This is a genomic window from Streptomyces sp. NPDC091281, from assembly GCF_044757425.1.
Taxonomy (GTDB): domain Bacteria; phylum Actinomycetota; class Actinomycetes; order Streptomycetales; family Streptomycetaceae; genus Streptomyces.
The window spans coordinates 823970-850224 of the sequence record NZ_JBIVUY010000002.1 but is presented as its reverse complement, the minus strand read 5'-3'; the positions used below and the strand labels follow the sequence as shown (position 1 = coordinate 850224).

The window sequence follows — 26255 nt, the reverse complement described above, 5'->3', positions numbered from 1 at the left end:
CGCTGATCGACGCCCATGCGTGATCCATGCAGTTTCCGAACAGGTCGACTGCACCGTGGAAGGAGCACGGGCAGAAGATCAACGGGGAAGTGGCATGAACATTCAGTTGCTGGGCTACATCGAGGTACACACTGCTTCCGGAAGCAGGGTTTCCATGTCCAACGGAGTCGGGTTGCTGCTGGCTGCCACGGCCTGGACACCCAGCGCATTCACCGCCGACGCGGAGGTGATCGAGCGCCTCTGGGAGACGCAGTTGCCGGAGCATCCGCGCAATGCGCTCTACACGCTGGCCACCCGGCTCAGAAAGGCACTGCGCTGCGTCACGGACAGCGGAGGGCCCGGAGGCGAACTGATCAGACGACACGGAGGGTACGTACTGGCTGTCGACGAGGACGTCGTCGACACCTCACGGTTCCGGCACCTGGTCACACAGGCCAAGGTCGCCCGACGCCGCAACGAGGCGGAGCGGGCCCTGGCGCTCTACGGCGAGGCACTCGCGCTGTGGCGCGGAGAGCCGCTGTCCAACATGACGACGGCGTGGGCTGCGGCGGCCCGCCTGACGCTCCACCACGAGCATCGGGACGCGGTGGTCGGCCGAGCCGAGCTGATCCTGCAACTTGGCCGCTCCGACGAGTGCGTCGCGCCGCTCCACGCACTGGCCGCACATCACCCTCTCGACGAACACGTCGTCGGCCTGCTCATGCTCGCCCTTCATCGCAGCGGACGACAGGAAGAGGCCCTGCGGTGCTATCAGGCGACCCGGGCACTGATGATCGATCTGCTCGGCGACGAGCCGGGTCCTCAACTCCGGAGCCTGCACGAGCGCATCCTGTGCAGGAGCGAGAGCCTGCGACCCGATCGCGGGGTGCTCGATCTCATGAGCTCATGAGCTTGTCCGGTTGCCCACCTCGAAGCCCTCGAAATAGGTGACCAGGTACAGGTCGCAGCGCGAGTCGGCGTCGGAGGGCAGCGTCGGGTAGCGCCGCCGTCGCCGCTGCACGTGGCGTTCGGACTCCCATGGAAGGTCTGTCCGAAAAGGACCGTCCGGGACGTGAATCTCCTCGAACAAGATATGGGCCCTCTCCCGATCGGCCATGGCGGGGCGAACGTCACCGGCCCTGTCTCCGGCGTCCGCTCTCGCCATCAACGCCCTGGCCAGAGCGAGTCGTTGACCCGAGTCATCGGCCTGGGCCACCGCCTTGTCCGCCTCCCGAAGAGCATCAGTCACCGCACCGGCCTCCAGCAGGGCCAACGCGGTGAGCGTACGAATGTGCGGCAGGGCGAGGGGGGTGCCTTCGACCGCCAACTGTGCGGCATGCTCCAGGTGCCGGATCGCGTCCGCGTACGCGCCCCGTGTGCAGCACACCGTGGCCTGCGCGAGCAGCATCTCCACGAGCCCCGTCCGATGGCCCGTCCGCTCCGCGATGTCGCGGGCGTCGTCGAGGTGCCGGTCGGCGTCGTCCGGTCGGCTGATACGGACCTTCACCACGGCCAGGCCGACCAGCGAGTCCACCTCGCAGTTGCGGTTGCCCACCCGCCGGGACAGTTCGAGCGCATCCTCGTACGCCTGGATCGCGCGGTCGCTGTGACCGGCATCGGTGAACACCCGCCCCAGGGTTTCCAGCGCCACCGCCTCCCCGTAGACCGATCCGGAGTCGCGCGAGACGAGGAAGCACTTCCACAGCGCGTCCAGCGCCTCGGCGAAGCGCGCCTGCTGCTGCAGGACGAGCGCGAGGTTCACCAGGGCCATCGAGTGCGTGTGACGTCCGCTCTCACCGACCAGCGACAACAGCGCCTCGGTGACCGCGTGCTCCGCCTCGGGCAGACGCCCCAGGCAGTGGTAGAGGGAGGCCAGATTGATGAGCATGATCTCCGTGCTCTTGGTCACGCCGAGCTGCCGGTAGATGTCGAGGCACCGGCGGTAGAGCGGTGGTACCTCCTGGGGTTTGCCGAGGATCTTGAGGGTGACTCCCCGTCCCTGGAGGGCGGCGGCCTCTCCGAACAGCCACCCGGCCCGCCGTGCCAGGATCTCCGCCTCCTCGTACTCCGACAGAGCCCCCTTCAGGTCCCCGTTCCGCCATCTGGCGTTCCCTGTGGAGCACTTCATCGCGGACTGGCCCTGGAGGTCTCCGCTCCGTTCGGCGGCCTCCCGTGCGACCGTGGCCAAGCGTATCCAGTCCGACATCGGGCGGCGATGATGGAACAGATCCAACAGGGCGTCCACGAGTTGCCACGCGAAACGTGAGGGACCATGTTCCGCCGCGTGCGTGATCGCGGCGGCGATGTCCTCCCATTCGGATGCGAACCAGGCGTAGGCGTCCTCCTGCGTACCGAACTCCCGTGGCACCGACCGCTCGACGGGAGGGGGGCACGCCCACGGAACATGGAAGCCGCACACACGCGCCACGTTGACGACACTCTGCAAGTAGTGGTCCAGGACGCGCAGGACCGCGGCTCGCCGCTCGAGCTCCGCATCCTCCGCGACCGCACGGTCCCTGGCGTACTCGTGCACCAGGTCGTGCCAGGTCGAGCGCCCGCCCCCGGCGTCCCGCAGCAGGTGCACACGGTGCGCCAGGCGCAGCAGGTCGGACATGCGCGGCTCGTCGATCCCGGCAGCGGCGGCGGCAGCGGCGGACGAGCGCCCTGTTCCAGCGACCAGGCCGAGGAGACGGAACGCGCGCTTCGCCTCGGCAGGCAGCCCGGTGTACGAGAGGTCCAGCGCGGCTCGGACCGCCACGCTCTCCTCGCCCTCCACATGGAGTCGCGCCAGGCGCCCGCGTTCGGCGAGATCGCTCACGTAGTCCCGGATGCTGCCCGGCCGGTCACCGATCCAGGAACTGGCGACGCAGAGCGCGAGCGGCAGTCGGTCGCAGAGTTCCACCAGCCGGGTCGCGGATTCCTGGTCGGCCTCGACCGCGTCGGCGCCCACCGCGGAGCTGATCAGCTCCAGGGCCTCCCCGCTGTCGAGGACATCGCAGGAGACCCGGAACGCCCCGTCCAGAGTGACGAGTCCATTGAGTCGGTGACGGCTGGTCACCAGCGTGAGCGAACCGTTCGAAGCGGGAAGCAGATCCCGGACGTACGACGCGTCGGCCACGTCGTCGAGGACGACCAGGATGCGGCGCTCCGCCAGGACCGTGCGGTACAGCGCCGCCTGGGCCTCCCATCGGAGCGGGATGTCACGGGAGGCACATCCCAGGCCCTGCAACAGGAGAGGGAGCGCCTCCTGCGGTGTCATCGGCTCGGCGTCGTCGAACCCCCGCATGTCCAGGAAGAGCTGACCGTCCGGGAAGTCGCCCGCGATCCGGTGGGCCCAGTGCAGGGCCAGCGCCGTCTTCCCCACCCCGGCCGGCCCCACCACCAAGGTGAGTTCCTCGCCTTGGCGTCGGCCGGCGTCAAGCAGGCGTAGCTGCGCGTTGCGGCCGACGAAGCGCCGGGGCCCGCGGGGGAGCTGCCGGGGAACCTGTAGGTGTTCCGGAGGCAGACCTCGTCCGGGCCCTGGTGACGGCTGCGGACCGACGTCACCGCGCAGCAGCCTCTGGTGCAGGGAGGCGATCTCGTCCGACGGTTCCACTCCGAGTTCGTCGACCATGCGCCGCCGCAACTCGGTGTACACAGCGAGCGCGTCCGCTGTCCGTCCGTCCCGTTGCAGCACGTGCATCAGCAACGCGTGCGGTCGCTCACGCAGCGGATGGTCCGACGTGAGCCGGATCAGTTCGGCGACCGCCGGGCGGTACCGACCGAGTTCCATGTCGGCCTCCGCCCTGCCTTCCCGGGCCGCGACGTACAGCTCGGTCAGACGGCGGCGCTCCGCCTCCATCGCAGGCAGGTCCGGGAGGGGATCGCCTCGCCACAGTGTGAGTGCCGCGTCGTGACAGCGATACGCCTCCGCCCAGTCTCCGTGGGCCGCGGACCGGGCAGCGTCCCCGAGTCTCTGCTCGAAGAGATGGACGTCGACTTCGGCGGGTGCCACGCGTAGCACGTAGCCCGGCCGCTGTGTCACCAGCAGTCCGCTTCCCGCGGCTCCGAAGGCTCGGCGTACCTCGGCGACCAGGGCTCGGACCCGTGCCTCGGACGCGCCGGGCCGTTGCTCACCCCACATGCTCCGGATCATGCGGTCGACAGACACCACATGGTCCGCGTGGAGCAACAGCACCGCGCAGAGGGCGCGTTGGCGTCCCGTGAGAGCCGTCTTACGCCTGTCGATCTCGATCTCCAGAGGTCCGAGCAGGCGAAATCGAGGAAGGGGGCTGGGCATTCGAAGAACGTAGACCACCGTCGGCAGGCGGGCAATCTTGGTCTTCCGACGGCGGGAACAGTGGCTCAGTCCGTCCGGAAGCGCCGCCGCCCTGCGTGCCACGCTCGTCGCGCCCGTCCCGCGTGGCGACGCCACCACAGACACACCCACGTTCCTTGCAGACCGGCCAGGACGAGAACGGTCACTACAGCGTCCAGGCGGCCCCACGGATCGGCGCCACGCACGATCTGCTCGAGGGAGCGCGTGATCAGCGGCAAGGTGACCTCGGTGAGGAGGCGAAGGCCGATGAACACGCAGATGACGGTTCCCGCGAGCGTGCCCAGCGCGTAGGCCTGGAGGAAACGCCGTTCGGCGGGCCGGAGAGAACGTAGGGGGTTCGGCCCACGTCGTCCGCGCAGTCTCGCCGCGAGGTGACGCAGGTAGCGGCCCGTGTCCGCGTAGAGGTTCCGGCAGCCTGTCAGGTCCTGGACGACGAAGTAGAGGTCCGTCCGCATGAACACGAAGCACTGATGCGCGAGTGCGGCCACCAAGGTCATCGCGATCACGGGCAGCAGAGCGACGTCGGAGCCCAGGAAGCGGGCCACGATGCAGCACCCCCAGATCGCCGCGTCGAGGGCGATCCCTGACAGGTACACCGTGAGTCGCTCTCTGCGGCTCTTGAGCCAGATGCCCGACACCTCCGTCTGCGCCACGAGGAACTGCAGGCGCGTTCCGAGAGTGATCCGTCCCGGCACACCTGCTGCGCGGGCCGTGACCAGGTGAGTCATCTCGTGCAGGGCTATCAGGCACACGGACACCGAGGCCTGTGCAAGCAAGGTGAAGGTGCCGTATTCGGTCCACAGCAGGTCGTCCCAGGACGGCAGGATGGCCGGCTCCCGCAGGACGAGCAGAACGGCGACCACCGGGACTGCCAGGACGAGCACGTGCAGGATCGGGCTCATGGCCCAGCGGACGTGACCCGCTCGCAGCCGGGGAAGCGAGACCGTCTGAGGTGTGGGTTCGATACGCCGGTCACCGATGGACGCCACCAGTCCGGCGTCTGCGAGTTTCTCCACGAACGCGCCGACGTCCAGGTCGCGCCCGGTGGTGACGCGCAGGGTGTTCCTTGCCTCCTCGACGGTGCTGCCGGCGGTCAGCAGTCGGAGGGCGGCCAGTCCGATCTCGGGCACGGCGACGATCTGGTCGTTGCCTTGTCGGCCCACGAACCATTCGCCCCTGTCCGGTCGGACGTCCAGCGGGTGCAGGCCCACGCGGATGCCGCTCCTGTTCGTCACGGGATCACCTCAGCCGCCGGGTCACGGGTTGCACAGCGGGCAGTCGGGCCGGGCGGGATGCCGCACGTCGACCAGCTGGTCGGGGGCGATCAGGTTGAGACCGCGTACGTACCCTGGCGCCGACCGGTTGGTCCCGGTGAGCAGGGCGACGATCTCGTGGGCGACGAGTTGTCCGGAGATCCCGGCGGCCGGGGCCAGGACCCCCACTCCCCCCAGGTCCGGGTACCAGCCCGGCTTGAGTTTCGCCTCCTCCCCCGCCCCGACGCATTCGAAGCACGGGCCGTGCGGGCCGTAGACGCCCACGGTCACCAGGGGGCCGTTGTATCCGGCACTCGCCCACGGAACACCGAGTGAGGCACACACCCGGCTGGTCATCTTCGCGATGAGGTCGTTACGGGGTTCGTCAGCGCAGAGGGCGAAGGCATCACACCCCGAGACCAGGTTCCTCAACCCGTCCTCGGTGTCGACCTTGCCGACGTCGTACGTGAACGTTCCCGCGGAGTCGAGCGACGTGAGGCGTTCGGCGGCGGCCTCCGCCTTGGGGCGCCCCAGGTCGGCTTCCCCGTACAGCACCTGCCGGGTGAGGTTGGACACCTCGACGGAGTCCGGGTCGACGAGGTGCAGGCTGCCGACACCGGCGGCCGCCAGCGCCCATGCCGCATGGCTGCCCGCGCCGCCGACGCCGAGGACCGCCACGCGCGCGCAGGTGAGCCGCTGCTGTGTCTTCCACGGGTTGCTGTCCGGCCTGAGGTCCACCCGTCGGAAGTAGGCGCGGTTGCGGCTGTACCGCTCGATCTCGGTGTCGGTGAGGCCGTCCGGGGGGCCGACGGCGGCATCCTCGACGTAGCCGGAGTCCAACAGGTCCCGGAGCAGTCTGCGGACGCCTTCGGGGCCCAGTCGCGGGTGCTCGGCGACCAGTTGCTCCTCGATGGCCTCGGGCGAGGTGGTGCCGTCCATCCTGGTCAGGGCATCCCACACCCAGCCGTCACGGTCGGTGATCTCCGCCGCGATTCCGTAGATCTCGCCACCGATCCGGACGGTTCCGTCGTCGAACCGGTGGGGGGTGTGTTCGGGTTTCACCCGTGGACGTCTCAAGGCCAACTCCTCGGAAGATGGGCCTGCCGGCGGAATTGCTTCCGCCGGCAGGACGGGTACTGGGGCCTTTCTTTCGGATCTGGTCGGCCGCCAGGTGCGGTGCGTCCTGGCCTGAGCTGAGCGGGGTCTGGTGCGTGCAGCTGCGAGGCGGAGGAGGGCGGCGACGCGGAGCGTCGGCAACCGACGACAACGCGGCTGGGGGTGCCCCCTCCGGGGGAGGGCGTGCCAGACCCCGCGACCGACGGCAAGATCCGGAAGAGGGGCCCTAGCTGTCGATCGCCTTGCTCTCGATGGTCTCGATCTTGTCGAGAAGCCGGATCTCGATGGGCTCGGGCTGCCCCGTCGGCCCGGTCTCACCGAGCGCGGCCAGTTCCTCGTTCTGCACGAGGTGGGTGGTGTCCTGCATGGAATGTCTCCTTCATCTCTGTACCTCTCCCGCTCCTGCGGAAGTTCATGGACGACCGGCGCCGATCCCGTACGTCACAGTCGTCGCCATACGGCGCCGAGGACCCTGTCCACCGGGAAGGGACCCATCTGACGCGAGTCGAAGCTGACGGCGGCGTTGTCACCGAGCAGCAGCAGATGGCCCGGGGGAACCCGCTCGGTCAGGCCCGCCTCCGTGGACCACGTGTCCCCCGGCGTCGCGGCGACCCGCTTGACGAGCCACTCGCGCTCGGTGACGGGCCGGCGGGCGCTGCCGAGTCCGGCCGGGGGGAGGTCCCAGGCCCGGCGTTCCGTGCTGGGCTGTTCCACGACGACCACGCCCCCGCGTTCCGGTACCGTTCCGCGCAGGATCAGGACACGATCGCCGGGCCGGTAGGCGGGCAGCATGCTGTGTCCCACGACCGTGACCGACACGAGCCGTCTGCGCAGGACCGCAAGCGCCACACCGGCAAGACCGGCAAGGGTCGTGGCGGCCAGGAGGCCGGGGCCGATCACCGAGCAGCCCCTTCCGCCGTGGGCGGCACCAACTCGCCGGTGTAGCCGGATGCCTGAAGAGTGAACAGCCGCGCGTACTCGCCGCCCCGAGCCATGAGCGTGCCGTGATCCCCCTCTTCGACGATCCGCCCCTCGGACAGCACGACGATCCGGTCCGCGTCCCGCAGGGATCCGAGTCGGTGGGAGATGAGCAGGCTGGTCCTCCCGTGCTGGAACTCCCTGATCCGGGTGTGGATCTCGTACTCGGCCTCGGCGTCGAGTCCGGAACTGGGTTCGTCCAGAATCAGGAGATCGCGGCGTTCGCGCACCAGGGCGCGTGCCAGGGCCAGCCGTTGTGCCTGGCCGCCGGAGAACAGGACGCCCGACTCCGCGGAGTCCTCGCCGGTACCGCCGAAGAAGGTGCGGGTGACGAGCGTGTCGTATCCCTGAGGGAGGCCGGTGATCTTGTCGTGCACTCCCGCCCGTCGGGCGGCTGCGGTCACCCGGGGGTGGTCGTCCAACGCCGTCAGGTCGCCGAGGGCGATGTTCTCGCGTGCGGTGAGGTCATAGTGCATGAAGTCCTGGAACACCGCGCTTGTTCTGAGGCGGAGTTCGTCCGGGTCCACGTCCCGGATGTCGACGCCGTCCCAGAGAATCGCGCCGCGGGTCGGGTCGTAGAAGCGGCAGAGCAGTTTGACGAGGGTCGACTTGCCCGCTCCGTTCAGCCCGACCAGGGCCAGGCTCTGGCCCCGGGGGATCGTCAGGTCGACGCCCCGGAGAATCCACGGCTCGTCCTCGCCGTAGCGGAACCAGACGTCGCGGAGTTCGATGCCCTCGCGCAGGGCTGACAGGATGCGCGGCTGCTCGGCGCGCTCCGTGTCCGGGCCCGCGGTGCTCACCTGTTGGTAGTGCCCGAACAGGACCAGTGCCTGGTGTGCCTGGGCAAGGTTGCTCGCCAATTGGGCGACCGACGACTGGACCCCGGCGACGGCCACGATGAAGATGGCGATGTCGCCCACGGTCAGGGTTCCGGACCGGGCGGCGTGGACGGCCCAGACCAGGCCGGCTCCGGAGACCAGCGCCGCGAGCAGGGACAGGACCGACTGTGCGGTGAGTTCGCGACGGTCGACGCGGCGTCGTGCGGCGTCTGTCGCCCGGCGTTCGCCCTGCATGCGCCCGAGCAGAAAGCCGCCGGTCCCGAACAGGCGTACTTCCTTGGCCGCGTCGACGTCCGAGAGCAGGTGGTCGAAGAACATCTCGCGGCGTTCCCTGGGGCTGATGCGCCAGAGCATGCGCGCCCGTCCCCGGGACAGGATGATCTCCGCGGCGAGCACGGGTAGGGCGAAGGCGAGGACGAAGACGGCCATCAGCGGGGCGAGCGCAACGAGCGAGACCAGGAAGCCCGAGATGGTGATACCCGCCCGGACGACTCCCAGCGATCCTTTGACGACCGTGCCCGGCGCCGTCCTGCCCGACTGCTTGGCCATCCGCAGTCTGTCGAGCTGGGTCGGGTCCTCGAAGAAGCCCAGCCCCACGAACCGGGTCACGGCGGCGAAGAGCCGCCCCTGGGCGAGTGTCCCGGTGGCACGGTCGACCTCGGCCTGGAAGTAGGTGAGCAGGTGCGGGACGACGCCTTGGACGACGCCGACGGCGGCGAGTCCGACAGCCACCGCGATCAAGGTGTGCGTCGTCTCCTGGCCGCTGAGTCGGTCGAGGGCCATCTTGGTGAGCCAGCCGACAGCGACCGGCAGGACGCCGCTGACCAGGTCCAGTACGGCGTAGGCGATCAGGTGCGGGGCGGCCGACTCATAGGCGAGGGAGAGGGCGCCCCTCAGCCGGGACACACGGCGCTCCGGCGGGGCGGGGGGCGTCTCTTGAGTCGGCTTGCCGCGCCGCGGCCTCGATGCGTGTGAGGACATGACGATCAGGCGCTCACTGCTGTCGGTGTGAGGAGCCCGGCTCCGGTCTCCGCCAGTCGGGCCGAGCTCTGGGGAGACGCCAGCACCCGTCCGTTCCCGTCGACGACGAGGTATGTCGGGAACATCGAGACACCCAGCTCTTCCACGAGCCGCAGCGCGTTGTCCGCCCCGTGGACGACATGGGCGTACGCTCCGAGTTCCTCTCTGTAGAAGGATGCTCCTTCGTGGTCGCCGACGACGACGGCGACCACCCGGCCCCGGTCCAACGCCATCTTCTGCAAGAACTTCTTGTACGCGGGAAGCTGCTGCTTGCAGCCGGTGCAGCCGACTGCCTGGAACGTCAGGACCCAGGGTCCCGAACCGTCGGCGGGCCATGCCACATCCGCCCCGTCCATGTCGACGAGAGCGCCGGGCAGGGGAACCAGCGTTCCCGGCGCGGGGCCCGCAACGCGTCGGCCGCTCAGCGCCCCCTCCTCGGTCAGCGGGTCGAGGAGCTTCTTGACCCGCAGTGCCACGGCCACGGACAGACCGCATGCGACGGACGCCAGCAGCAGGCCGAGGGCGGACAGCGCGATGCCCATGGGGACTCCCTTCTCATGTCACATATGTCGTACGGACGAGCGAGACCAGCTCCGCGAGGTGGAGCAGGACGACGCCGGTGACCGCCGCGGGCGCGGCGGCGAGCGCGTAGTGGGCCGGACTCGGTCCGTCCGTGAGGGCCGCCGCCCACCAGGTGGCCACGGTGAGGACCAGCAGGAGCGCGTTGCGGAGCAGGTGTGCGCCCGAAACCGGGGTGCGGCTCGTTCCCGCACAGCCGCAGGACGCGTCCGGCCGGGTCCGCAGAAGGCGGAGCAGATAGGCGGTGAACGCTGTCAGGAGGAGCAGCGCCACGGTCAGTCCGGCGCGTTCCAGGGGGCGGAGCACAAGGGATGCGACGATCCCCAGCTCTATCAGGACAACGGCAGCAGCCAGCACGTCTGAAGGGAGTCCGCCGAGCCTCGGGACCGTGGCTGCCACGTGGCCGCGGAAGACACGGAACCCGTGCACCTTCTGCACTCCTGACCAGGCGAACACCGTGATCAGACACAGTCGGCCGAAGGCCTCGACCAGGTGCGCGGCCACCTCAGGGCAGGTCTGACGTGGTGAGGGGAACCGCCGCCGCGCCGAGCGCGGCGGCGACACACCTCAGGGGCACCGCAGCACGCAGCTGCTGGTCCAGCAGCACTTGTAGGTGTAGGCCTGTCCCTTGTCGATGTCGACGAAGGTCTCGCATCCTCCGCAGCCCGCGGCGGCGGACGTCTGGGGAAGCAGCCTGTCGGCGATCCGCCCCACCATGCCACTGAGCATCCTGGACATCAGCACTCTCCTCGTTCGGTGTTCATCTGCCGGGCTTCCTGTCCGCCCGGCGTCTGCACCTACTCTCGGTGGCCGTCCTTTCCAGGTTCTTTCAGCTGTCTTTCACGGTTCCGGTTGTGGCGGTCCTGACCGCCCGGGGCGAACGGTGGTTGACGGGCTGGGGGGCGACGTCCGCAGTCATCGCAGGTCTGACGGCCCACAGCTCAGCGTGCTCCGGCGCGGCCTTTACGCAGCGGTCCCTGGCTGCCACCATCCCGGCGGCTCCCGAGTCAAGAGCCGGGCAGCGGCGTGCGGAAGCGCAAGGGTGGGCAGTCCGGCGGCCTCGCCCCTCCCGGCCACGGTGATACCGGAGGCCAAGGTTCCGCAGAGGTGCCGGCCGGGCATAAGCAGACTCCAGCAAGGCCGCACAAGGCACCCAGCGCCACCGGGAGTTGCCCCTATGCTCCGAGGCATCGACGTCAGCGCCTATCAATCGGCGTCCTACTCCACCGACGGACTCGCCTTCGTCTTCGTCAAGGCGACCGAGGGCCGTACCTACGTCAATCCGAAACTCGCCGCCCAGACGAAACGGGCTCGGGACGCCGGACTGGTCGTCGGGTTCTATCACTTCCTCTGGCCGGGCAATCTCGCCGCCCAGGCCGAGTACTTCGTGAGCCGGGCGCCCGAGCGGGCCGGTGACATTCTCGCCGTCGACTGGGAGGCGACCGGCGAGGGGAGTTTCGCCAGTACCGCCGAGAAGGACGCATTCCTGCGCAAGGTCAAGCAGTTACGGCCCAAGCAGCGGGTGATCCTGTACTGCAACCGGAACTTCTGGCTGAACGTGGACGACACGTCGTACGCCGGGGACGGGCTCTGGATCGCCGACTACGTCACCGCGGGCCGGCCGCGCATCAAAGCCGCCTGGCGCTTCCACCAGTTCACGGACGACCCCGTGGACACCAACGTCGCCGACTTCGACAGCCCGGCCGCTCTGAGAGCCTGGGCGAGACCCAAGTAGGGGGCGTGGAAGCCCCGTTCGGCCGTCCGGGCGGGAGCGGACGGCCGAACGAGGGTGCCGGCCCGTGCGGGAGGGAGGGGTCAGCCCCGGAAGGCCGCCGGGCGGTCCGGGCTCGCGTCCGCCAGGGCCTTCGTGACCTCGGCGACGTCGCCGCGGAGGCCGTAGACGGGGGTGTCGGGCTGCTGGCGCCACGAGTCGTCGATGCCGCCCGAGTCGACCGTGTCGAAGCCGAGTTCCTCGATCAGGGCCCGCACCTTCACCTTGGCCGCCGCGTCGTCACCGGCCACCGGCAGCGCGATGCGGCCGGGGTCTCCCGCGGGGCGGTGGCGGTCCAGGATGTCCTGGGCGTAGGTGCCGTTGAAGGCCTTGATCACGGGGTGGCCGAGCTGGCGCTCGATCCAGCGGCTCTCCGTGATCCCCTCGTCCTCGACGGCGTCGATGCGGCCGTCCCGCTCCCGCGGGTAGTAGTTGTTGGTGTCGATGACGGCCGCGCCCTCGGCGGCGCCGTCCAGGATGCCGTCGGGCAGACCGGGCACCGCCTTGAACGGGACCGTGACCACCACGACCTCCGCGCCCTTCGCGGCCTCGGTCGCCTCGACCGGGGTCGCGCCCGTCTCCGCCGCCAGCTCGGCCAGGGTCTGCGGGCCGCGCGAGTTGGCGACCGCGACCTCGTGGCCGAGGGCGGCGAGCCGCCGGGTGAGGTTGCCGCCGATGTTGCCCGCCCCGATGATGCCGATCTTCATGACCAGACCTTTCCCGTCCCGTGACGTCCACGAAGGACGCGATGTATGCGCATGCATGCATGCCTCGGGGGCGACAACCGGCGAGGGCGACGGGCTATTCCGCCCCTCCTCCGGAAGAGTGAGCGGGCGGCGTGGATCAGTCGGGGGCTGAGTCGCCTGACTCCCGCGCGGGCTCCGGGAACGGGTCGGCCAGCTCCTCCGCCGGGATCTCCGCCGCCGCCTCCGCGTCCCCGTCGGCCACCGCGCGCAGCAGGGCCGCGTGGGCGGCGTCGGCCGTGTTGGGGTCCTCGGTGCGCCGGCCGGTCAGGGCGAGCAGGTCGACCAGGCCCGCGCGAAGTACGGGCACGAACTCGGTGAACAGGTCGGCCAGGACGGGGTTGTGCGCGGCGGCGACCACCGCCGCGTGGAAGGCGATGTCGGCGTCGACGAAGGCCCGGTCGTCGTGGGCCGCGGCGGCCCGGCGGCCGTCCAGCGCACGCGTGATCGCCGCGACGTCCTCGGGCGTACGACGGCGCGCCGCCAGCCGGGCCGCGTGCACCTCCACGGCCGTACGGACCTCGTAGACATCGGTCACCGCGGCCCGCCGCAGCCGGGTCGGCCAGTCCTCGGCGGGCTCGGTGGCGATCACGAAGACGCCCGCGCCCTGCCGCGGCCGCAGCAGCCCGGCGCCGGTGAGCGCGCGCAGCGCCTCGCGGACGGTGGAGCGGCCCACCCCGAGGTCGCGCGCGAGGGTGGTCTCGCCGGGCAGACGGGTGCCTACGGGCCAGTGGCCGCCGGTGATCTGCGCGCGCAGCCGGTCGACGACCTGCTCCACGAGCGGGCTGGGGCGGACGGGGTGGAGCGGCGCGGGGGGCATCGGGTCACCAGCCTGCGGGAGGAGCGGGGACGGCCCTCACTTGTCTGAGGACCTGAGGAGTGGCTAGCGTACCGTCCATGACGAGTGAGGTGCTGCGGGCGGACGCGGTGGATGTCGTACGGGACGGGCGGCCGATCCTGCGGGACGTGTCGCTGACCGTGCGGGCCGGGGAGCACTGGGCGCTGCTCGGGGCGAACGGCGCGGGCAAGTCGACACTGCTCGGGCTGCTCGGCGCGGTCGTCCACCCGACGCGCGGCACGGTCGAGGTCCTCGGCCGCCGCCTGGGCCGGGTGGACCTGCGCGAGCTGCGCGCGTACGTCGGGCACGTCGACCCCCGCCATCCGCTGACGGCGCCGCTGCGGGTCCGGGACGTCGTCCTGACGGGGCTGACCAACTCGGTTGCCCCGCTCCCCCGTTGGCGGCCCACCGCGGAGCAGGAGGCGCGCGCCGACCGGCTGATGGAGACCCTCGGTCTCGGCGGGCTGCGCGCGGCGCGCTGGCCGACCCTGTCGCAGGGGCAGCGCGGGCGGACGCTGATCGCCCGCGCGCTGATGCCCGAGCCGCGGCTGCTGCTCCTGGACGAACCGGCGACCGGGCTGGACCTGCCGGGCCGCGAACACCTCCTGGACGCGCTGGACGGGCTGCGCCGGGACCATCCGGAGCTGGCGACCGTCCTGGTCACGCATCATCTGGAGGAGCTGCCCGCCGGTACGACGCACGCGCTGCTGCTGCGCGACGGGCGGGCGCTGGCGCGGGGGCCGGTCGGGGAGGTCCTCACCGGGGCGCTGGTCGGGCGGTGCTTCGGGCTGCCGCTGGCGCTGGAGCGCAACCGCGGCGGGCGCTGGAACGTACGGATCGAGCACGCCGCCTGAGCGTCCCCGGGAAGGGGCGGCGGGGCTCTCGGGGTGGCCGCAGGGGTGTGCGGCCGGGGCCGCCCGGTCGACGGGCGGCCCCCGGACGTCACTTGTTCAGGTAGCCCCAGAACTCGTCGAACGACAGGACCTTGTCGCCGTTGACGTCGCGGACCTTGATGACGGCCTCGGCGACCGACTCCGTGGCGTTCCAGTCGCCCTGCTGGGCCAGGGCGGTCTTGAACTCGGCCGCGGTGATGAAGCCGTCGCCGTCGCTGTCGATCCGCTGGAACTGCTTGCGTGCTTCCTCGATGTCCGCCACCGATCCGCCCCTCTTCCCTCTGTACGTCATACCTTGCGCGTCGTACCTCGCGGTACCGCGTTGCCGTCCTGCTGACGCAGGTCAGGTTAACGGGTGCCGTGCTCGGCCGAGCGGGTGAGGGGCACCCGTTCCCACGTGCGGGTACCGTGCGGGGACCGGCGGCGGGGCCGGGTGCGGTGAGGGGGCGGGTGTGGAGACGTTGCGGGACATTCTCGACGCGGCGGCGCGCGGGGTCTACCCGCCCGACGACGGCGGTACGACCGTGGTGCCGCAGGCCGACGCGCGGGACGCGGGGGTGCTGTCCTTCACGGCGCACTCCGTCGTCTTCACGGACGAGGACCCGCGGTGGGTGCGGGAGGTGCTGCGGTCCGTCGGGGGCGATCCGCTCGCCGCGACGATGAGCCCCCGGTTCCTGGCGGCCTTCATGGACCGTACGGGGCGGCTCTGCGAGACGATCGACGCGCTGCTGGTGGGGGCGCCGCTGCCGGGGCCGCCGACGGTGCGGCTGGTCGAGGTCGACGATCCGGGGCATCCGCGGGTGCGGAGTGCGCGGGGGCGGCGGGACGGGGTGCGGGTGTGGGCGGCCGAGGGCGGGGTGGTCACGCTGGGGCGGGGAGTGGGCGGGCGGTTGGAGTGCTCGGTCGAGGTCGAGGCGGGGGTGCGGCGGAGGGGGGTCGGGCGGGCGTTGGTGGGGGCGGCTCGTCATCTGGCCGCCGGGGAGGCGGTGTGGGCGCAGGTCTCGCCCGGTAACGCGCGCAGTGTGCGGGCGTTCTTGGCGGCGGGGTATGTGGTGGTGGGGGCGGAGGCGTTGCTGGGGAAGCGGTGATCGCCCCCGCCGCCCCTTCCCGTCCCGTCCCCGGGGGCTGCGCCCCCGGACCCCCCTTTCGGCCCTGGACGGGCCTCGTCCTCAAACGCCGGACGGGCTGGAGTGACCGTCGGACGGGCTGAGGGGCGTGCGGGTGCGTCAGTCCGTCACCCTCAGGAGGAGGACCGATCTCGCCGGGACCGTCACCGTCGTGCCTGCTCGGAGGGTGGGTGGGGTGGCGGGGGGTGATTCCTGGGAGGTGTCGACGATCACCTCGTAGTGGTCGGCCCAGGGGGGGCCGGGGAGGGCGAAGTCGACGGGGCGGTCGCCCGCGTGGAGGACGGCGAGGAAGCTGTCGTCGGTGATGGGGGCGCCGTGGTCGTCGCGGCCGGGGATGTCGCGGCCGGAGAGGTACATGCCGAGGGTGGCGGCGGGGGCGTACCAGTCGTGTTCGGTCATCTCGGTGCCGCGCGCGGTGAACCAGGCGAGGTCGCGCAGGCCGTCGGCGGAGTGGGGGCGGCCGGAGAAGAAGGCGCGGCGGCGCAGGACGGGGTGCTGGTGGCGGAGGTGGACGAGGCGGGCGGTGAGGTCGGTGAGGGCGCGCCAGCCGGGGTCGTCGAGGAGGCTCCAGTCGAGCCAGCTGATCTCGTTGTCCTGGCAGTAGGCGTTGTTGTTGCCGCCCTGGGTGCGGCCGAGTTCGTCGCCGGCGACGAGCATGGGCACGCCGGTGGAGAGGAGGAGGGTGGTCATGAGGTTGCGGAGCTGGCGGCGGCGCAGGGCGAGGACGCGCGGGTCGTCGGTCTCGCCCTCGGTGCCGCCGTTCCAGGCGCGGTTGTCGTCCGTGCCGTCCCGGTTGCCCTCGCCATTGGCCTCGTTGTGCTTGCGTTCGTAGGAGACGAGGTCGCGCAGGGTGAAGCCGTCGTGGGCGGTGACGAAGTTGACGGAGGCGTACGGGCGGCGGCCACCCCAGGCGTAGAGGTCGCTGGAGCCGGAGAGGCGGTAGCCCATCTCGCGGACGTCGGGCAGCGCGTGCCGCCAGAAGTCGCGGACGGTGTCGCGGTAGCGGTCGTTCCACTCGGTCCACAGGGGTGGGAAGGCGCCGACCTGGTAGCCGCCGGAGCCGACGTCCCAGGGTTCCGCGATGAGCTTGACACGGCGCAGCACCGGGTCCTGGGCGATGACCGCGAGGAACGGGGAGAGCATGTCGACGTCGTGCATCGAGCGGGCCAGGGCGGCGGCGAGGTCGAAGCGGAAGCCGTCGACGCCCATCTCGGTGACCCAGTAGCGGAGGGAGTCGGTGATGAGGCGCAGCACGTGCGGCTGGACGACGTGCAGGGTGTTGCCGCAGCCGGTGTAGTCGGCGTAGCGGCGCGGGTCGGACTGGAGGCGGTAGTAGCCGCGGTTGTCGACGCCCTTGAGGGAGAGGGTGGGGCCGTACTCGCCCGCCTCGGCGGTGTGGTTGTAGACGACGTCGAGGATGACCTCGATCCCGGCGGCGTGCAGGGCGCGCACCATGCGTTTGAACTCGCCGACCTGGCCGCCCGCGGTCCCGGCGGAGGCGTATCCGGCGTGCGGGGCGAAGTAGCCGATGGAGTTGTAGCCCCAGTAGTTCTTCAGGCCGCGGCGCAGCAGGTGGTCCTCATGGGCGAACTGGTGCACGGGGAGGAGTTCGACGGCCGTGACGCCGAGCCTCACCAGGTGGGCGACGGCGGCCGGGTGGGCGAGGCCCGCGTAGGTGCCGCGCAGCTCCGGCGGGACGTCGGGGTGGCGCATGGTGAAGCCGCGGACGTGCAGCTCGTACAGAACGGTGTCGGCCCAGGGCGTCTTGGGGCGGCGGTCGTCGGACCAGTCGTCGTCGTCATGGACGACGACGCCCTTGGGGACGTGCGGGGCGGAGTCACGGTCGTCGCGGACGGTGTCGGCGACCTGCTGCTGGGGCCAGTCGCGGACGTGCCCGTACACCTCGGGCGGCAGGGTGAAGTCGCCGTCGACGGCGCGGGCGTAGGGGTCGAGGAGGAGTTTCGCCGGGTTCCAGCGGGCGCCGGTCCACGGGTCCCAGCGGCCGTGCACCCGGTAGCCGTAGCGCTGGCCGGGCATCACGCCGGGCACGAAGCCGTGCCAGATCTCATGGGTCAGTTCGGTCAGCCGGGCCCGTGTCTCGCGGCCCCGCTCGTCGAAGAGGCACAGGTCGACGGCCTCGGCGCCGCCCGCCCACAGGGCGAAGTTGGTGCCGGCCACCCCGTCGGGGCCGACCCGGAAGCGGGCGCCGAGCGGGGTGGACGCGCCCGGCCACACGGGTACGCCCGGTGTCCTCGGCCGCACCCCGGTCACGGCGTCGGACGCGGCGGCGCGCGCGTCGGCGACCGCCTCCTGCTCGGCTGCGCTGGACACCGTTCAGCCTCCCGCGGCTCATGGCACGACGCGGTCCAGGGGCGCGCGGGGTCCCGTCCGCGGCGCACTTCGGCGTCGTCCTCCCCCCTGTTCTGCCCAGAGCGCGGCTCGCACTCACGTTTCCCCGGGGCGGGCATGGTCGTTGGGCAGCGCGTGAGGCACGTAACTGGGCGCGCGCGGCGCGCGGGGGTCGCACTGACCGCCGTACTGACATGGGCCGGACTGCTGGCGGGGGCGGTCGGCTGCTCCGGGGCAGGCGGGGGCGGGCTGGACCGGGTGCTGGGGAAACCGGCCGCCGTCGAGGACGCCATCCGGGTGAGTCCGGGGGACGGTGTCCGGGAGGTGCGGGCGGACGAGCCGCTGCTGGTGCGGGTGCCGGACGGGCGGCTGGAGTCGGTGAAGGTGGTCGCCTCGCGCGACGCGCAGGAGACCGAGGTGCCGGGCCGGATCTCCGCCGACGGCCGCAGCTGGCGCCCCGAGGGCGCGCGGCTCGCACTCGCCGCCCGCTACAGCGTGGACGCCGTCGCGGTGGACGGCGACGGCCGCCGCTCGGCGCGGCACACCACCTTCACGACGCATGTCCCCGCCGAGCGGTTCATCGGCTACGTCAGCCCGGAGAACCGGGCGACCGTCGGCACCGGGATGATCGTCTCCCTGGAGTTCAACCGGGAGATCACGAACCGGGCCGCCGTCGAGCGGGCGGTGCGGGTGAGCGCCGAACCGGCGGTGGAGATCCGCCCGCACTGGTTCGGCTCCTCCCGCCTCGACTTCCGGCCGAAGGAGTACTGGCGGCCCGGCACCCGGGTCACGGTGTCGCTGGCGCTGCGGGACGTCGAGGGGGCGCCCGGCGTGTTCGGGCTCCAGCAGAGGACGTACTCCTTCGGCATCGGGCGCCACCAGACCTCGCTGGTCGACGCCGCCGCGCACACCATGGAGGTGCGCCGCGAGGGCGAACTGCTGGCGACCGTGCCGGTGACGGCGGGGGCGCCGAAGACGACGACGTACAACGGGAAGATGGTGGTGACCGAGATGCTGGAGCTGACCCGCATGAACGGCGCCACGGTCGGCTTCAAGAAGAAGAACGGCAAGGGCGAGTACGACATCCCGGACGTGCCGCACGCCATGCGGCTGACCTCGTCCGGCACCTTCCTGCACGGCAACTACTGGGCCGACCCCGAGGCGTTCGGGCGGCTCAACCTCAGCCACGGCTGCGTCGGCCTGCGCGACGTCAAGGGCGGCGGCGCGGACACGCCCGCCGGATGGTTCTTCGACCGCAGTCTCGTGGGCGACGTCGTCGAGGTCGTGCGGAGCAAGGACAGGACGGTCGCGGCGGACAACGGGCTCGGTGGCTGGAACATGGGGTGGAAGGAGTGGACCGCGGGCAGCGCGGTGACGTGATCCCCGCGTCCTTTCGCGGTCGGCACGAGGTGATCCCCTCGTGTCCTCCCCCGGTCGGTATTGGGACGGAACGGTGACGAACCGGTGTCTCAGATGGCGCTGACCATATGGTTAATATGCGCGCAGCGTGGGGGAAGCGCCTGCGTGCGGGCCGCTGCGGCCCGGGGGAGGGGAGAACGAACGTGGACGTGCGACCGATATCGGGGGCGTCGGTTGGCGGGCGCTCACGCGGCCGGAACCAGCGGTTGGCACTCGTGACCGGAGTGCTGCTGCTGGCCGTGACGGCGTGCGGCGGAGGCGACGACTCCGGCGCGGGCAAGAACAACGACAAGAAGGCTCCGGCCTCCGCGGCGGCGGAGCGGGGCGGGCAGTCGGAGGCGGTTGTCTCGATCGCGCCGAAGGACGGCGCGAAGGCCGTCGACACCAGCGGCGCGCTGAAGGTGAGCGCCGCCAAGGGCAAGCTGACCGAGGTCGTCGTGAAGGACACCGACGGCCGCGCGATCGACGGGAAGATATCCGCCGACGGCAGCGGCTGGACGCCCGCGACCCACCTGTCGGCGGCCACCAGGTACCAGGTGCACGCGGTCGCCAAGGACTCGGCGGGGCGCACGGCGGCCGAGGACGCGAGCTTCACCACGCTGACCCCGGAGAACACCTTCGTCGGCAACTTCACGCCCGAGGACGGCAGCAAGGTCGGCGTGGGCATGCCGTTCTCGGTCCGCTTCACCCGGGGCATCACGCACCCGGCGGACGTGGAGAAGGCCATCAGAATCAAGACCGAGCCGCCGGTCGACGTGCAGGGCCACTGGTTCGGCAACGACCGCCTCGACTTCCGGCCCGAGCAGTACTGGAAGGCCGGCACCAAGGTCACCGTGAAGCTCGACCTCGACGGCGTCGAGGGCCGCGACGGCGTCTACGGCAAGCAGACCAAGACGGTCTCCTTCACCATCGGCCGCAACCAGGTCTCCGTCGTGGACGTCAAGAAGCTCACGATGAAGGTCATGCGCGAGGGCAAGGTCGTCAAGACCATCCCGGTCACCACCGGCAAGCCCGGCATGGAGACCTGGAACGGCCAGATGGTCATCAGCGAGAAGCTCACCGTCACCCGCATGAACGGCGAGACGGTCGGCTACGGCGGCGAGTACGACATCAAGGACGTCCCGCACGCCATGCGCCTGACCACCACCGGCACCTTCATCCACGGCAACTACTGGGGCGGCGGCGCCTTCGGCAACTACAACGCCAGCCACGGCTGCATCGGCCTGCGGGACGTGCGCGGCGGCTACGACAAGGGCGTGCCGGCCGCCTGGTTCTTCAACCAGTCGATGATCGGTGACGTCGTCGTCGTGAAGAACTCCAACGACCGCACGGTCTCCCCCGACAACGGCTACAACGGGTGGAACATGCCGTGGGCCGAGTGGACCAAGTGACCGTCTGAGCGTCCGGCGCGCCCGGACCTGCGTGGCCCGCGGGCCCGGTGCTGTGACCCACGGCACCGGGCCCGCGGGCGTTAGTGCCCGTTAACCTGCTGGCATGACGGTGAATCTCGAAGTCTCCGAGGGCGTCGGCGTCCTGCGCCTGGACCGCCCGCCGATGAACGCGCTGGACGTCGCCACCCAGGACCGGCTCAAGGACCTGGCCGAGGAGGCCGCCCGCCGCGACGACGTACGGGCCGTCGTCCTGTACGGCGGGGAGAAGGTGTTCGCGGCGGGCGCGGACATCAAGGAGATGCAGGACATGGACCACACCGCGATGGTCCTGCGCGCCCGCGCCCTCCAGGACTCCTTCACGGCCGTGGCCCGCATCCCCAAGCCGGTGGTGGCCGCCGTGACCGGGTACGCGCTCGGCGGCGGCTGCGAACTGGCGCTCTGCGCCGACTACCGGATCGCCGGGGAGAACGCCAAGCTGGGCCAGCCGGAGATCCTCCTCGGCGTCATCCCCGGCGCGGGCGGCACCCAGCGCCTCGCCCGGCTGATCGGCCCCTCCCGCGCCAAGGACCTCATCTTCACCGGCCGCATGGTCAGGGCCGACGAGGCGCTGACGCTGGGCCTGGTCGACCGGGTGGTCCCGGCGGCCGAGGTGTACGAGCAGGCGTACGCGTGGGCGGCGACGCTGGCCCAGGGACCGGCGATCGCGCTGCGCGCCGCGAAGGAGTCGATCGACACCGGGCTGGAGACCGACCTCGACACCGGGCTCGCCCTCGAACGGAACTGGTTCGCCGGACTGTTCGCCACCGCCGACCGCGAGACCGGCATGCGCAGCTTCGTCGAGGAGGGGCCGGGCAAGGCCACGTTCCAGTGAGAAGGGCGGCCTCCGGCCGCGTGACGCGGGTCTCCCCGAATCGCCGCGAAAACGCTTGCTATTGACGGAGAGTCTGATTCGGGTCACTCGGCGGGGTGGGCTGTGGGAGCCTGTAGGCGACCTTGAGCCCACCTTGCCGAGGAGCCTGTCGATTGCCACTGAACGAGTCGTCGTCGCAGGTGAAGAAAGGGTTACCGAGCCCTGACCTGCCCCTGGCACATGCCATCGGAACCGCGCCGGAGGCGGGCGCGCGGGAGCGGTCGGCGGAAGCGTCACGGGGGGCGCATTCGGGCGGAACGGCCCCGGCGCCCGATCCGGACGGCCATCATGGGGGCATGGCGGGGCTGGAGGGTACGCAGCAGCCGCGGGAACAGCGCCGTCCGGCCGCGGCACGCTGGTCTCCCGGGGTCGAGGACGAACGGGCGCTGAAGGCACTGGAGCTGTACGGCGACCCGGCGAAGGCCGAGGTCCTGCTGCCGTCCCTGCCCGAGTCCGCCGCCACCGCCCGCCGCCTCGCCCAGGTCGTCGTCCTGCGGCAGTGGCAGCTCACGCCGAAGGTGACCGAGGACGCGGTGCTCCTCGTCTCCGAACTCGTCGGCAACGCCGTACGCCACACCGGGGCCCGGGTCTTCGGACTGCGGATGAAGCGCCGCCGCGGCTGGCTGCGGATCGAGGTCCGTGACCCCTCGCGGGGGCTGCCCTGTCTGATGCCGGTCCAGGAACTGGACGTCAGCGGCCGGGGGCTGTTCCTCGTCGACAAGCTCGCCGACCGCTGGGGCGTGGACCTCTTACCCCGCGGCAAGACCACCTGGTTCGAGATGCGCGTCGCCGACCGGGCGTGAGGAACCCCGCCCCCGTCGAACGGCCCGCGGGACACCGGCACCTCCCGCAGAACCCCGGAATCCGCAGGTAGTAGGACTTTCGACCGAGCGCGGTCACGCCGAAACTCGGTGGGCGATGTCAGTGCCGGTCCGTAGGCTCCCCTGTGATGCCCACGAACTCCGCTCCCGCCCCTGCGACCCCCGAGGACCGTTCCGCCGTCCGGACGCTGCTGCGTCTGTGGCCGTACGTACGCCCCGTGCGGGCCCGCCTGTTCACCGCCGCCCTCGTCGCGGTCGTCGCCTCCTGTACGGGCCTGGTGATCCCCCTCGTCCTCAAGTGGATGGTGGACGGACCCGTCGCCGACCGGGACACCGGCGGGGTCTGGCTGGGCGCCCTGTACGTCCTCCTCCTCGGGCTCGCGGAGGCCCTGCTGTTCGGGCTGCGGCGCTGGCTGGTGGCCCGCCCGCTGTCCCGCGTCGAGGCCGACATGCGCGCGGACCTCTACGGGCACCTCCAGCGGCTGCCGGTCGCCTTCCACGACCGCTGGGCCTCGGGCCAGCTGCTGTCACGGGGCACCACCGATCTGATGCTGGTGCGGATGTTCCTCGCCTTCCCGCTGACCTTCCTGCTGGTCAACGGCGTCACCATCCTCGTCGGCCTGGTCATCATGCTGCTCCAGGACTGGACGCTCGGGCTGGTCATCCTCGGGCCCGCGCTGCCGGTCGTCGTCATGTGCGTCGTCTTCGAGAACCGGTACGCGCGCGTGGCCCGGCTCGCCCAGGACCAGGCCGGTGACCTGACCACGGTCGTCGAGGAGAGCGTGCTCGGCATCCGGATCATCAAGGGCTTCGGCCGCCACCGCAGCCAGGCGCGCGCGTTCCGCGAACTGTCCACCACACTGCGCGGCACCGAACTGCGCAAGGCGCGGCTGCTGGCCACCATCTGGGCCGTCATCGTGACCCTGCCCGAACTCGCCGTCGGGGCGGCGCTGGTGCTGGGCACGGTCCAGGTCGCCGACGGCGAGCTGTCCGCCGGGACCCTGGTCGCGTTCCTCTCCACCGCCCTCGCCCTGCGCTGGCCGGTGGACTCCATCGGCTTCCTGCTGGCGATGAGCCAGGAGGCGGCGACGGCCACCGAGCGGTACTTCGAGGTGATGGACGCGGAGCGGGAGGACGCGGGCGGCGGCACCGAGGACGCCCCCACAGCACCCCCCTCCCCCGGCCCAGCGCCCGCCCCCGCCGACGGTCTCCGCTTCCACGGCGTCAGCTTCCGCTACCCCGACGCCGCCCCGGAGTCCCGGCCCGTGCTCGACCGCGTCGACCTGCACATCCGGGCCGGGGAGTCGATGGCGCTGGTCGGGGCGACCGGGAGCGGCAAGACGACCCTGACCGCGCTGGTGCCCCGGCTGCACGAGGTGACCGCCGGGCGGATCACCCTCGACGGGGAGGACATCACCGCGCTGCCCCGCGAGGAGCTGCGCGCGCGGGTCGCCGTGGCCTTCGAGGAGCCCACCCTCTTCTCGGCGAGCGTCGCGGAGAACGTCCTGATGGGCGCCGGTGCCGACGCCGGCACCGAGGACCTGGACCGGGCGCTCGCCGTCGCCCAGGCCGACTTCGTGCACGCGCTGCCGCAGGGCGCGGGCACCCCGGTCGGCGAGCAGGGGCTCAGCCTGTCCGGCGGGCAGCGCCAGCGGCTGGCCCTCGCGCGGGCCGTCGTGGGCCGCCCCCGCTTCCTGGTCCTCGACGACCCGCTGTCCGCGCTCGACGTGCACACCGAGGCCGCCGTGGAGGCCGCGCTGCGCCGCGTCCTGGCGGACACCACCGCGCTGATCGTCGCCCACCGCCCGTCGACCGTGCTGCTCGCCGACCGGGTGGCCCTGCTCTCCGACGGCCGGGTCACCGCCGTCGGCACCCACCACGAACTGCTGCGCACCCACCCCGAGTACGCCCGCCTGATGTCCGGACAGCGGACCGGCGAGGCGTCCGACCCGCGCCCCGAGACCCCGGAGGCCGACCCCCGATGACCGCCCCCACGACCTCCTCCCCCACCGAGGACGACGAACGGCCCGATCCGACGACCGGCCCGGACACCGGCAGCACCGGAGCGGACACCGGCACCGGAGCGGACCGGGGCGACCCGTTCGACCGGGACGTCCTGCCCGCCCCGCCCGGCGCCACCGGCCGCCTGCTGCGCTCCCTGCTCGCCCCGATGCGGGCCCGGGTCGTCCTCACCACCGTCCTGCTGCTGCTCCAGCAGGCGGCCGTGCAGGCGGGCCCGCTGCTGGTGGCGTACGCCATCGACCGGGCCGTGCCCGCGTTCCGTGCCGACGACCCCGGCCCGCTGATCGTGGTCGCCGCGGGCTACCTGGGCTGCGCGCTGGCGGCGGGCGGCCTCCAGTACGGCTTCCTGATCGCCGCCGCGCGCGTCAACCAGGACGTGCTGCTGGACCTGCGCGGACGGATCTTCCGGCACGCGCAGGCGCTGAGCGTCGACTTCCACGACCGCTACACCTCGGGGCGGCTCATCTCCCGCTCCACCACCGACGTCGAGTCGCTGCGCGAGCTGCTGAACGAGGGCCTCCAGGAACTCGTCACCGTCATCCTGTCGTTCGTCTACATCGCGGCGATGCTGCTCTGGCTGGACCTCGGCATCGGCGCCGTCGCGGTGGCGTCGTTCGTGCCGCTGTACCTGCTGAGCCGCCTCTACCAGCGGCGCGCGGGACGGGTGTTCCGGGACCGGTCGACGGCGATCGCGTCGGTGATCGTGAAGTTCGTGGAGACCATGAACGGCATCCGCCCGGTGCGCGCGTTCCGCCGCGAGGCCGTCAACGACGCCGACTTCCAGATCCTCAACCGGCGCCACGAACGCACCAACGGCGACGCGCTGCTGGAGATGGCGCGGTACGTGGTCGGCTCCCGGCTGGTCGCCAACACGGCGGTCGCGCTGATGGTGCTGTGGGGCGCGTGGCGGGTCACCGGCGACTCACTGGAACTGGGCGTCCTGGCGGCGGCGGTGCTCTACCTGCGACGGCTGTACGACCCGATCGACCGGCTGGCGATGTTCCTCAACTCCTACCAGTCGGCGGCTGCCTCGCTGGACAAGATCGCGGGCCTGCTGGCGCAGACCCCGTCGGTGCCGGAGCCGGTGACACCGCGCGGACTGCCCGAGCGGCGCGCCGGGCTCCCCGGCCGCGAGGTCGTCTTCGACGGCGTCGGCTTCGGCTACCGCACGGGCGGCGAGGTCCTGCCCCGCTTCGACCTCACCCTGCCCGCCGGGCAGACCGTCGCCGTGGTCGGCTCCACCGGCGCGGGCAAGTCCACCCTGGCCAAGCTGCTGGCCCGCTTCTACGACCCGACGGCGGGCCGTGTCCTCCTCGACGGCGTCGACCTGCGCGACCTGGCCGGGCCCGAACTGCGGCGCGGGGTGGTCATGGTGACGCAGGAGGCGTTCCTGTTCTCCGGCACCGTCGCCGAGAACATCGCCATCGGCCGTCCGGAGGCGGACCGGGCGGAGATCGAGCGGGCCGCGAAGGCCATCGGCGCCCACGAGTTCATCGCCGCGCTGCCCGACGGCTACGACACCGACGTCCGCAAGCGCGGCGGCCGCATCTCCGCCGGTCAGCGTCAACTCGTCGCGTTCGCGCGGGCGTTGCTGGCGGACCCTGCGGTCCTCATCCTGGACGAGGCGACCAGCTCCCTCGACGTCCCCGGCGAACAGGCCGTGCAGGCCGCGATGGCGACGGTCCTCAAGGGCCGTACGGCCGTGGTGATCGCGCACCGGCTGTCCACCGTGGAGATCGCCGACCGTGTCCTCGTCATGGAGCACGGCCGGATCGTCGAGGACGGCAGCCCGGCCGGACTGATCGCGGGCACGGGCCGGTTCGCGGACCTGCACAAGGCGTGGCGGGACAGCCTCGTATGACGGGACGGCCCGGCGGGAGCGGGCCGCG

At 71.6% G+C, this 26255-nt stretch carries 23 protein-coding genes; 10 read left to right on the top strand and 13 right to left on the bottom strand.

Annotated elements, in window-relative coordinates; genetic code table 11:
• Positions 1 to 94 precede the first annotated feature (94 nt).
• Positions 95 to 889: a BTAD domain-containing putative transcriptional regulator gene (locus ACIQPQ_RS08275; RefSeq protein ID WP_401301220.1), complete on the top strand. Its 795-nt coding sequence runs from the start codon at positions 95 to 97 to the stop codon at positions 887 to 889.
• On the opposite strand, the gene ACIQPQ_RS08270 is transcribed toward ACIQPQ_RS08275, so the two are convergent.
• The 9 genes from ACIQPQ_RS08270 to ACIQPQ_RS08230 form a co-directional block, all read right to left on the bottom strand.
• Positions 884 to 4258 (bottom strand): BTAD domain-containing putative transcriptional regulator, encoded by a 3375-nt coding sequence (locus tag ACIQPQ_RS08270; protein ID WP_401301218.1) that lies wholly within the window; start codon positions 4256 to 4258, stop codon positions 884 to 886. The two genes, ACIQPQ_RS08275 and ACIQPQ_RS08270, sit on opposite strands and share 6 nt — an antisense overlap.
• Positions 4259 to 4323: 65 nt before the next feature.
• The gene (locus ACIQPQ_RS08265) at positions 4324 to 5508 is read right to left on the bottom strand and encodes a hypothetical protein (RefSeq protein WP_401301215.1); all 1185 of its coding nucleotides are present in this window, start codon (positions 5506 to 5508) and stop codon (positions 4324 to 4326) included.
• A gap of 45 nt (positions 5509 to 5553) precedes the next feature.
• Positions 5554 to 6627, bottom strand: a complete 1074-nt coding sequence (locus ACIQPQ_RS08260) for a HesA/MoeB/ThiF family protein (RefSeq protein WP_401301213.1) — start codon at positions 6625 to 6627, stop codon at positions 5554 to 5556.
• Positions 6628 to 6892: 265 nt separating this feature from the next.
• On the bottom strand, positions 6893 to 7033 hold the full coding sequence (locus tag ACIQPQ_RS08255; RefSeq protein WP_401301210.1) for a hypothetical protein: 141 nt from the start codon (positions 7031 to 7033) through the stop codon (positions 6893 to 6895).
• A gap of 74 nt (positions 7034 to 7107) precedes the next feature.
• Positions 7108 to 7566 (bottom strand): S26 family signal peptidase, encoded by a 459-nt coding sequence (locus ACIQPQ_RS08250; protein ID WP_401301207.1) that lies wholly within the window; start codon positions 7564 to 7566, stop codon positions 7108 to 7110.
• On the bottom strand, positions 7563 to 9389 hold the full coding sequence (locus ACIQPQ_RS08245) for an ABC transporter ATP-binding protein (RefSeq protein ID WP_401301204.1): 1827 nt from the start codon (positions 9387 to 9389) through the stop codon (positions 7563 to 7565). The genes ACIQPQ_RS08250 and ACIQPQ_RS08245 overlap by 4 nt, the downstream gene beginning before the upstream one ends.
• An 80-nt stretch (positions 9390 to 9469) precedes the next feature.
• Positions 9470 to 10045 (bottom strand): TlpA family protein disulfide reductase, encoded by a 576-nt coding sequence (locus ACIQPQ_RS08240; RefSeq protein WP_401301201.1) that lies wholly within the window; start codon positions 10043 to 10045, stop codon positions 9470 to 9472.
• Between the two features lie 13 nt (positions 10046 to 10058).
• Complete coding sequence (locus tag ACIQPQ_RS08235) at positions 10059 to 10586, bottom strand: MauE/DoxX family redox-associated membrane protein (RefSeq protein WP_401301198.1); 528 nt, start codon at positions 10584 to 10586, stop codon at positions 10059 to 10061.
• Between the two features lie 63 nt (positions 10587 to 10649).
• Positions 10650 to 10820: a hypothetical protein gene (locus tag ACIQPQ_RS08230; protein ID WP_401301196.1), complete on the bottom strand. Its 171-nt coding sequence runs from the start codon at positions 10818 to 10820 to the stop codon at positions 10650 to 10652.
• Positions 10821 to 11259: 439 nt separating this feature from the next.
• Between ACIQPQ_RS08230 and ACIQPQ_RS08225 the strand changes: the two genes are divergently transcribed.
• Positions 11260 to 11817 carry a GH25 family lysozyme gene (locus ACIQPQ_RS08225; RefSeq protein ID WP_401301193.1) on the top strand — a complete coding sequence of 186 codons (558 nt, stop codon included), beginning with the start codon at positions 11260 to 11262 and terminating at the stop codon, positions 11815 to 11817.
• 80 nt (positions 11818 to 11897) lie between these two features.
• On the opposite strand, the gene ACIQPQ_RS08220 is transcribed toward ACIQPQ_RS08225, so the two are convergent.
• Positions 11898 to 12560, bottom strand: coding sequence for an NADPH-dependent F420 reductase (locus ACIQPQ_RS08220; RefSeq protein ID WP_401301190.1), 663 nt, complete (start codon positions 12558 to 12560; stop codon positions 11898 to 11900).
• Positions 12561 to 12696: 136 nt separating this feature from the next.
• Positions 12697 to 13416, bottom strand: a complete 720-nt coding sequence (locus ACIQPQ_RS08215) for a FadR/GntR family transcriptional regulator (RefSeq protein ID WP_401301187.1) — start codon at positions 13414 to 13416, stop codon at positions 12697 to 12699.
• 77 nt (positions 13417 to 13493) lie between these two features.
• Here ACIQPQ_RS08215 and ACIQPQ_RS08210 point away from each other — a divergent pair, with 77 nt between their 5' ends.
• Positions 13494 to 14288: an ABC transporter ATP-binding protein gene (locus ACIQPQ_RS08210; protein WP_401301184.1), complete on the top strand. Its 795-nt coding sequence runs from the start codon at positions 13494 to 13496 to the stop codon at positions 14286 to 14288.
• A gap of 88 nt (positions 14289 to 14376) precedes the next feature.
• On the opposite strand, the gene ACIQPQ_RS08205 is transcribed toward ACIQPQ_RS08210, so the two are convergent.
• Positions 14377 to 14589, bottom strand: a complete 213-nt coding sequence (locus ACIQPQ_RS08205; RefSeq protein WP_383778216.1) for an EF-hand domain-containing protein — start codon at positions 14587 to 14589, stop codon at positions 14377 to 14379.
• Positions 14590 to 14779: 190 nt separating this feature from the next.
• Here ACIQPQ_RS08205 and ACIQPQ_RS08200 point away from each other — a divergent pair, with 190 nt between their 5' ends.
• Positions 14780 to 15415, top strand: coding sequence for a GNAT family N-acetyltransferase (locus ACIQPQ_RS08200; protein WP_401301180.1), 636 nt, complete (start codon positions 14780 to 14782; stop codon positions 15413 to 15415).
• Positions 15416 to 15553: 138 nt separating this feature from the next.
• Here ACIQPQ_RS08200 and glgX read toward each other — a convergent pair whose 3' ends face one another.
• Complete coding sequence (gene glgX, locus ACIQPQ_RS08195; RefSeq protein WP_401301177.1) at positions 15554 to 17785, bottom strand: glycogen debranching protein GlgX; 2232 nt, start codon at positions 17783 to 17785, stop codon at positions 15554 to 15556.
• A gap of 153 nt (positions 17786 to 17938) precedes the next feature.
• On the opposite strand from glgX, the gene ACIQPQ_RS08190 reads away from it, so the two are divergent.
• The 6 genes from ACIQPQ_RS08190 to ACIQPQ_RS08165 all read left to right on the top strand — a co-directional run bounded on the left by ACIQPQ_RS08190 (position 17939) and on the right by ACIQPQ_RS08165 (position 26227).
• A complete protein-coding gene (locus ACIQPQ_RS08190) occupies positions 17939 to 19183 on the top strand; it encodes an Ig-like domain-containing protein (RefSeq protein WP_401301174.1) in 1245 nt (414 codons plus the stop codon).
• Positions 19184 to 19365: 182 nt separating this feature from the next.
• Positions 19366 to 20613, top strand: a complete 1248-nt coding sequence (locus ACIQPQ_RS08185) for an Ig-like domain-containing protein (RefSeq protein WP_401301171.1) — start codon at positions 19366 to 19368, stop codon at positions 20611 to 20613.
• Positions 20614 to 20716: 103 nt separating this feature from the next.
• A complete protein-coding gene (locus ACIQPQ_RS08180) occupies positions 20717 to 21484 on the top strand; it encodes an enoyl-CoA hydratase/isomerase family protein (RefSeq protein WP_401301169.1) in 768 nt (255 codons plus the stop codon).
• Between the two features lie 206 nt (positions 21485 to 21690).
• Positions 21691 to 22326, top strand: coding sequence for an ATP-binding protein (locus ACIQPQ_RS08175; RefSeq protein WP_401301577.1), 636 nt, complete (start codon positions 21691 to 21693; stop codon positions 22324 to 22326).
• Positions 22327 to 22472: 146 nt separating this feature from the next.
• Positions 22473 to 24329, top strand: coding sequence for an ABC transporter ATP-binding protein (locus ACIQPQ_RS08170; protein ID WP_401301166.1), 1857 nt, complete (start codon positions 22473 to 22475; stop codon positions 24327 to 24329).
• Positions 24326 to 26227, top strand: coding sequence for an ABC transporter ATP-binding protein (locus ACIQPQ_RS08165; RefSeq protein ID WP_401301163.1), 1902 nt, complete (start codon positions 24326 to 24328; stop codon positions 26225 to 26227). Before ACIQPQ_RS08170 ends, ACIQPQ_RS08165 begins: the two co-directional genes overlap by 4 nt.
• Positions 26228 to 26255 lie beyond the last annotated feature (28 nt).

Coding starts and splice junctions, on each gene's coding strand:
- ACIQPQ_RS08255 (WP_401301210.1), bottom strand. CDS start 7,033: ATGCAGGACACCACCCACCTCGTGCAGAACGAGGAACTGGCCGCGCTC.
- ACIQPQ_RS08220 (WP_401301190.1), bottom strand. CDS start 12,560: ATGAAGATCGGCATCATCGGGGCGGGCAACATCGGCGGCAACCTCACC.
- ACIQPQ_RS08270 (WP_401301218.1), bottom strand. CDS start 4,258: ATGCCCAGCCCCCTTCCTCGATTTCGCCTGCTCGGACCTCTGGAGATC.
- ACIQPQ_RS08170 (WP_401301166.1), top strand. CDS start 22,473: ATGCCCACGAACTCCGCTCCCGCCCCTGCGACCCCCGAGGACCGTTCC.
- ACIQPQ_RS08225 (WP_401301193.1), top strand. CDS start 11,260: ATGCTCCGAGGCATCGACGTCAGCGCCTATCAATCGGCGTCCTACTCC.
- ACIQPQ_RS08165 (WP_401301163.1), top strand. CDS start 24,326: ATGACCGCCCCCACGACCTCCTCCCCCACCGAGGACGACGAACGGCCC.
- ACIQPQ_RS08230 (WP_401301196.1), bottom strand. CDS start 10,820: ATGTCCAGGATGCTCAGTGGCATGGTGGGGCGGATCGCCGACAGGCTG.
- ACIQPQ_RS08210 (WP_401301184.1), top strand. CDS start 13,494: ATGACGAGTGAGGTGCTGCGGGCGGACGCGGTGGATGTCGTACGGGAC.
- ACIQPQ_RS08215 (WP_401301187.1), bottom strand. CDS start 13,416: ATGCCCCCCGCGCCGCTCCACCCCGTCCGCCCCAGCCCGCTCGTGGAG.
- ACIQPQ_RS08275 (WP_401301220.1), top strand. CDS start 95: ATGAACATTCAGTTGCTGGGCTACATCGAGGTACACACTGCTTCCGGA.
- ACIQPQ_RS08180 (WP_401301169.1), top strand. CDS start 20,717: ATGACGGTGAATCTCGAAGTCTCCGAGGGCGTCGGCGTCCTGCGCCTG.
- ACIQPQ_RS08240 (WP_401301201.1), bottom strand. CDS start 10,045: ATGGGCATCGCGCTGTCCGCCCTCGGCCTGCTGCTGGCGTCCGTCGCA.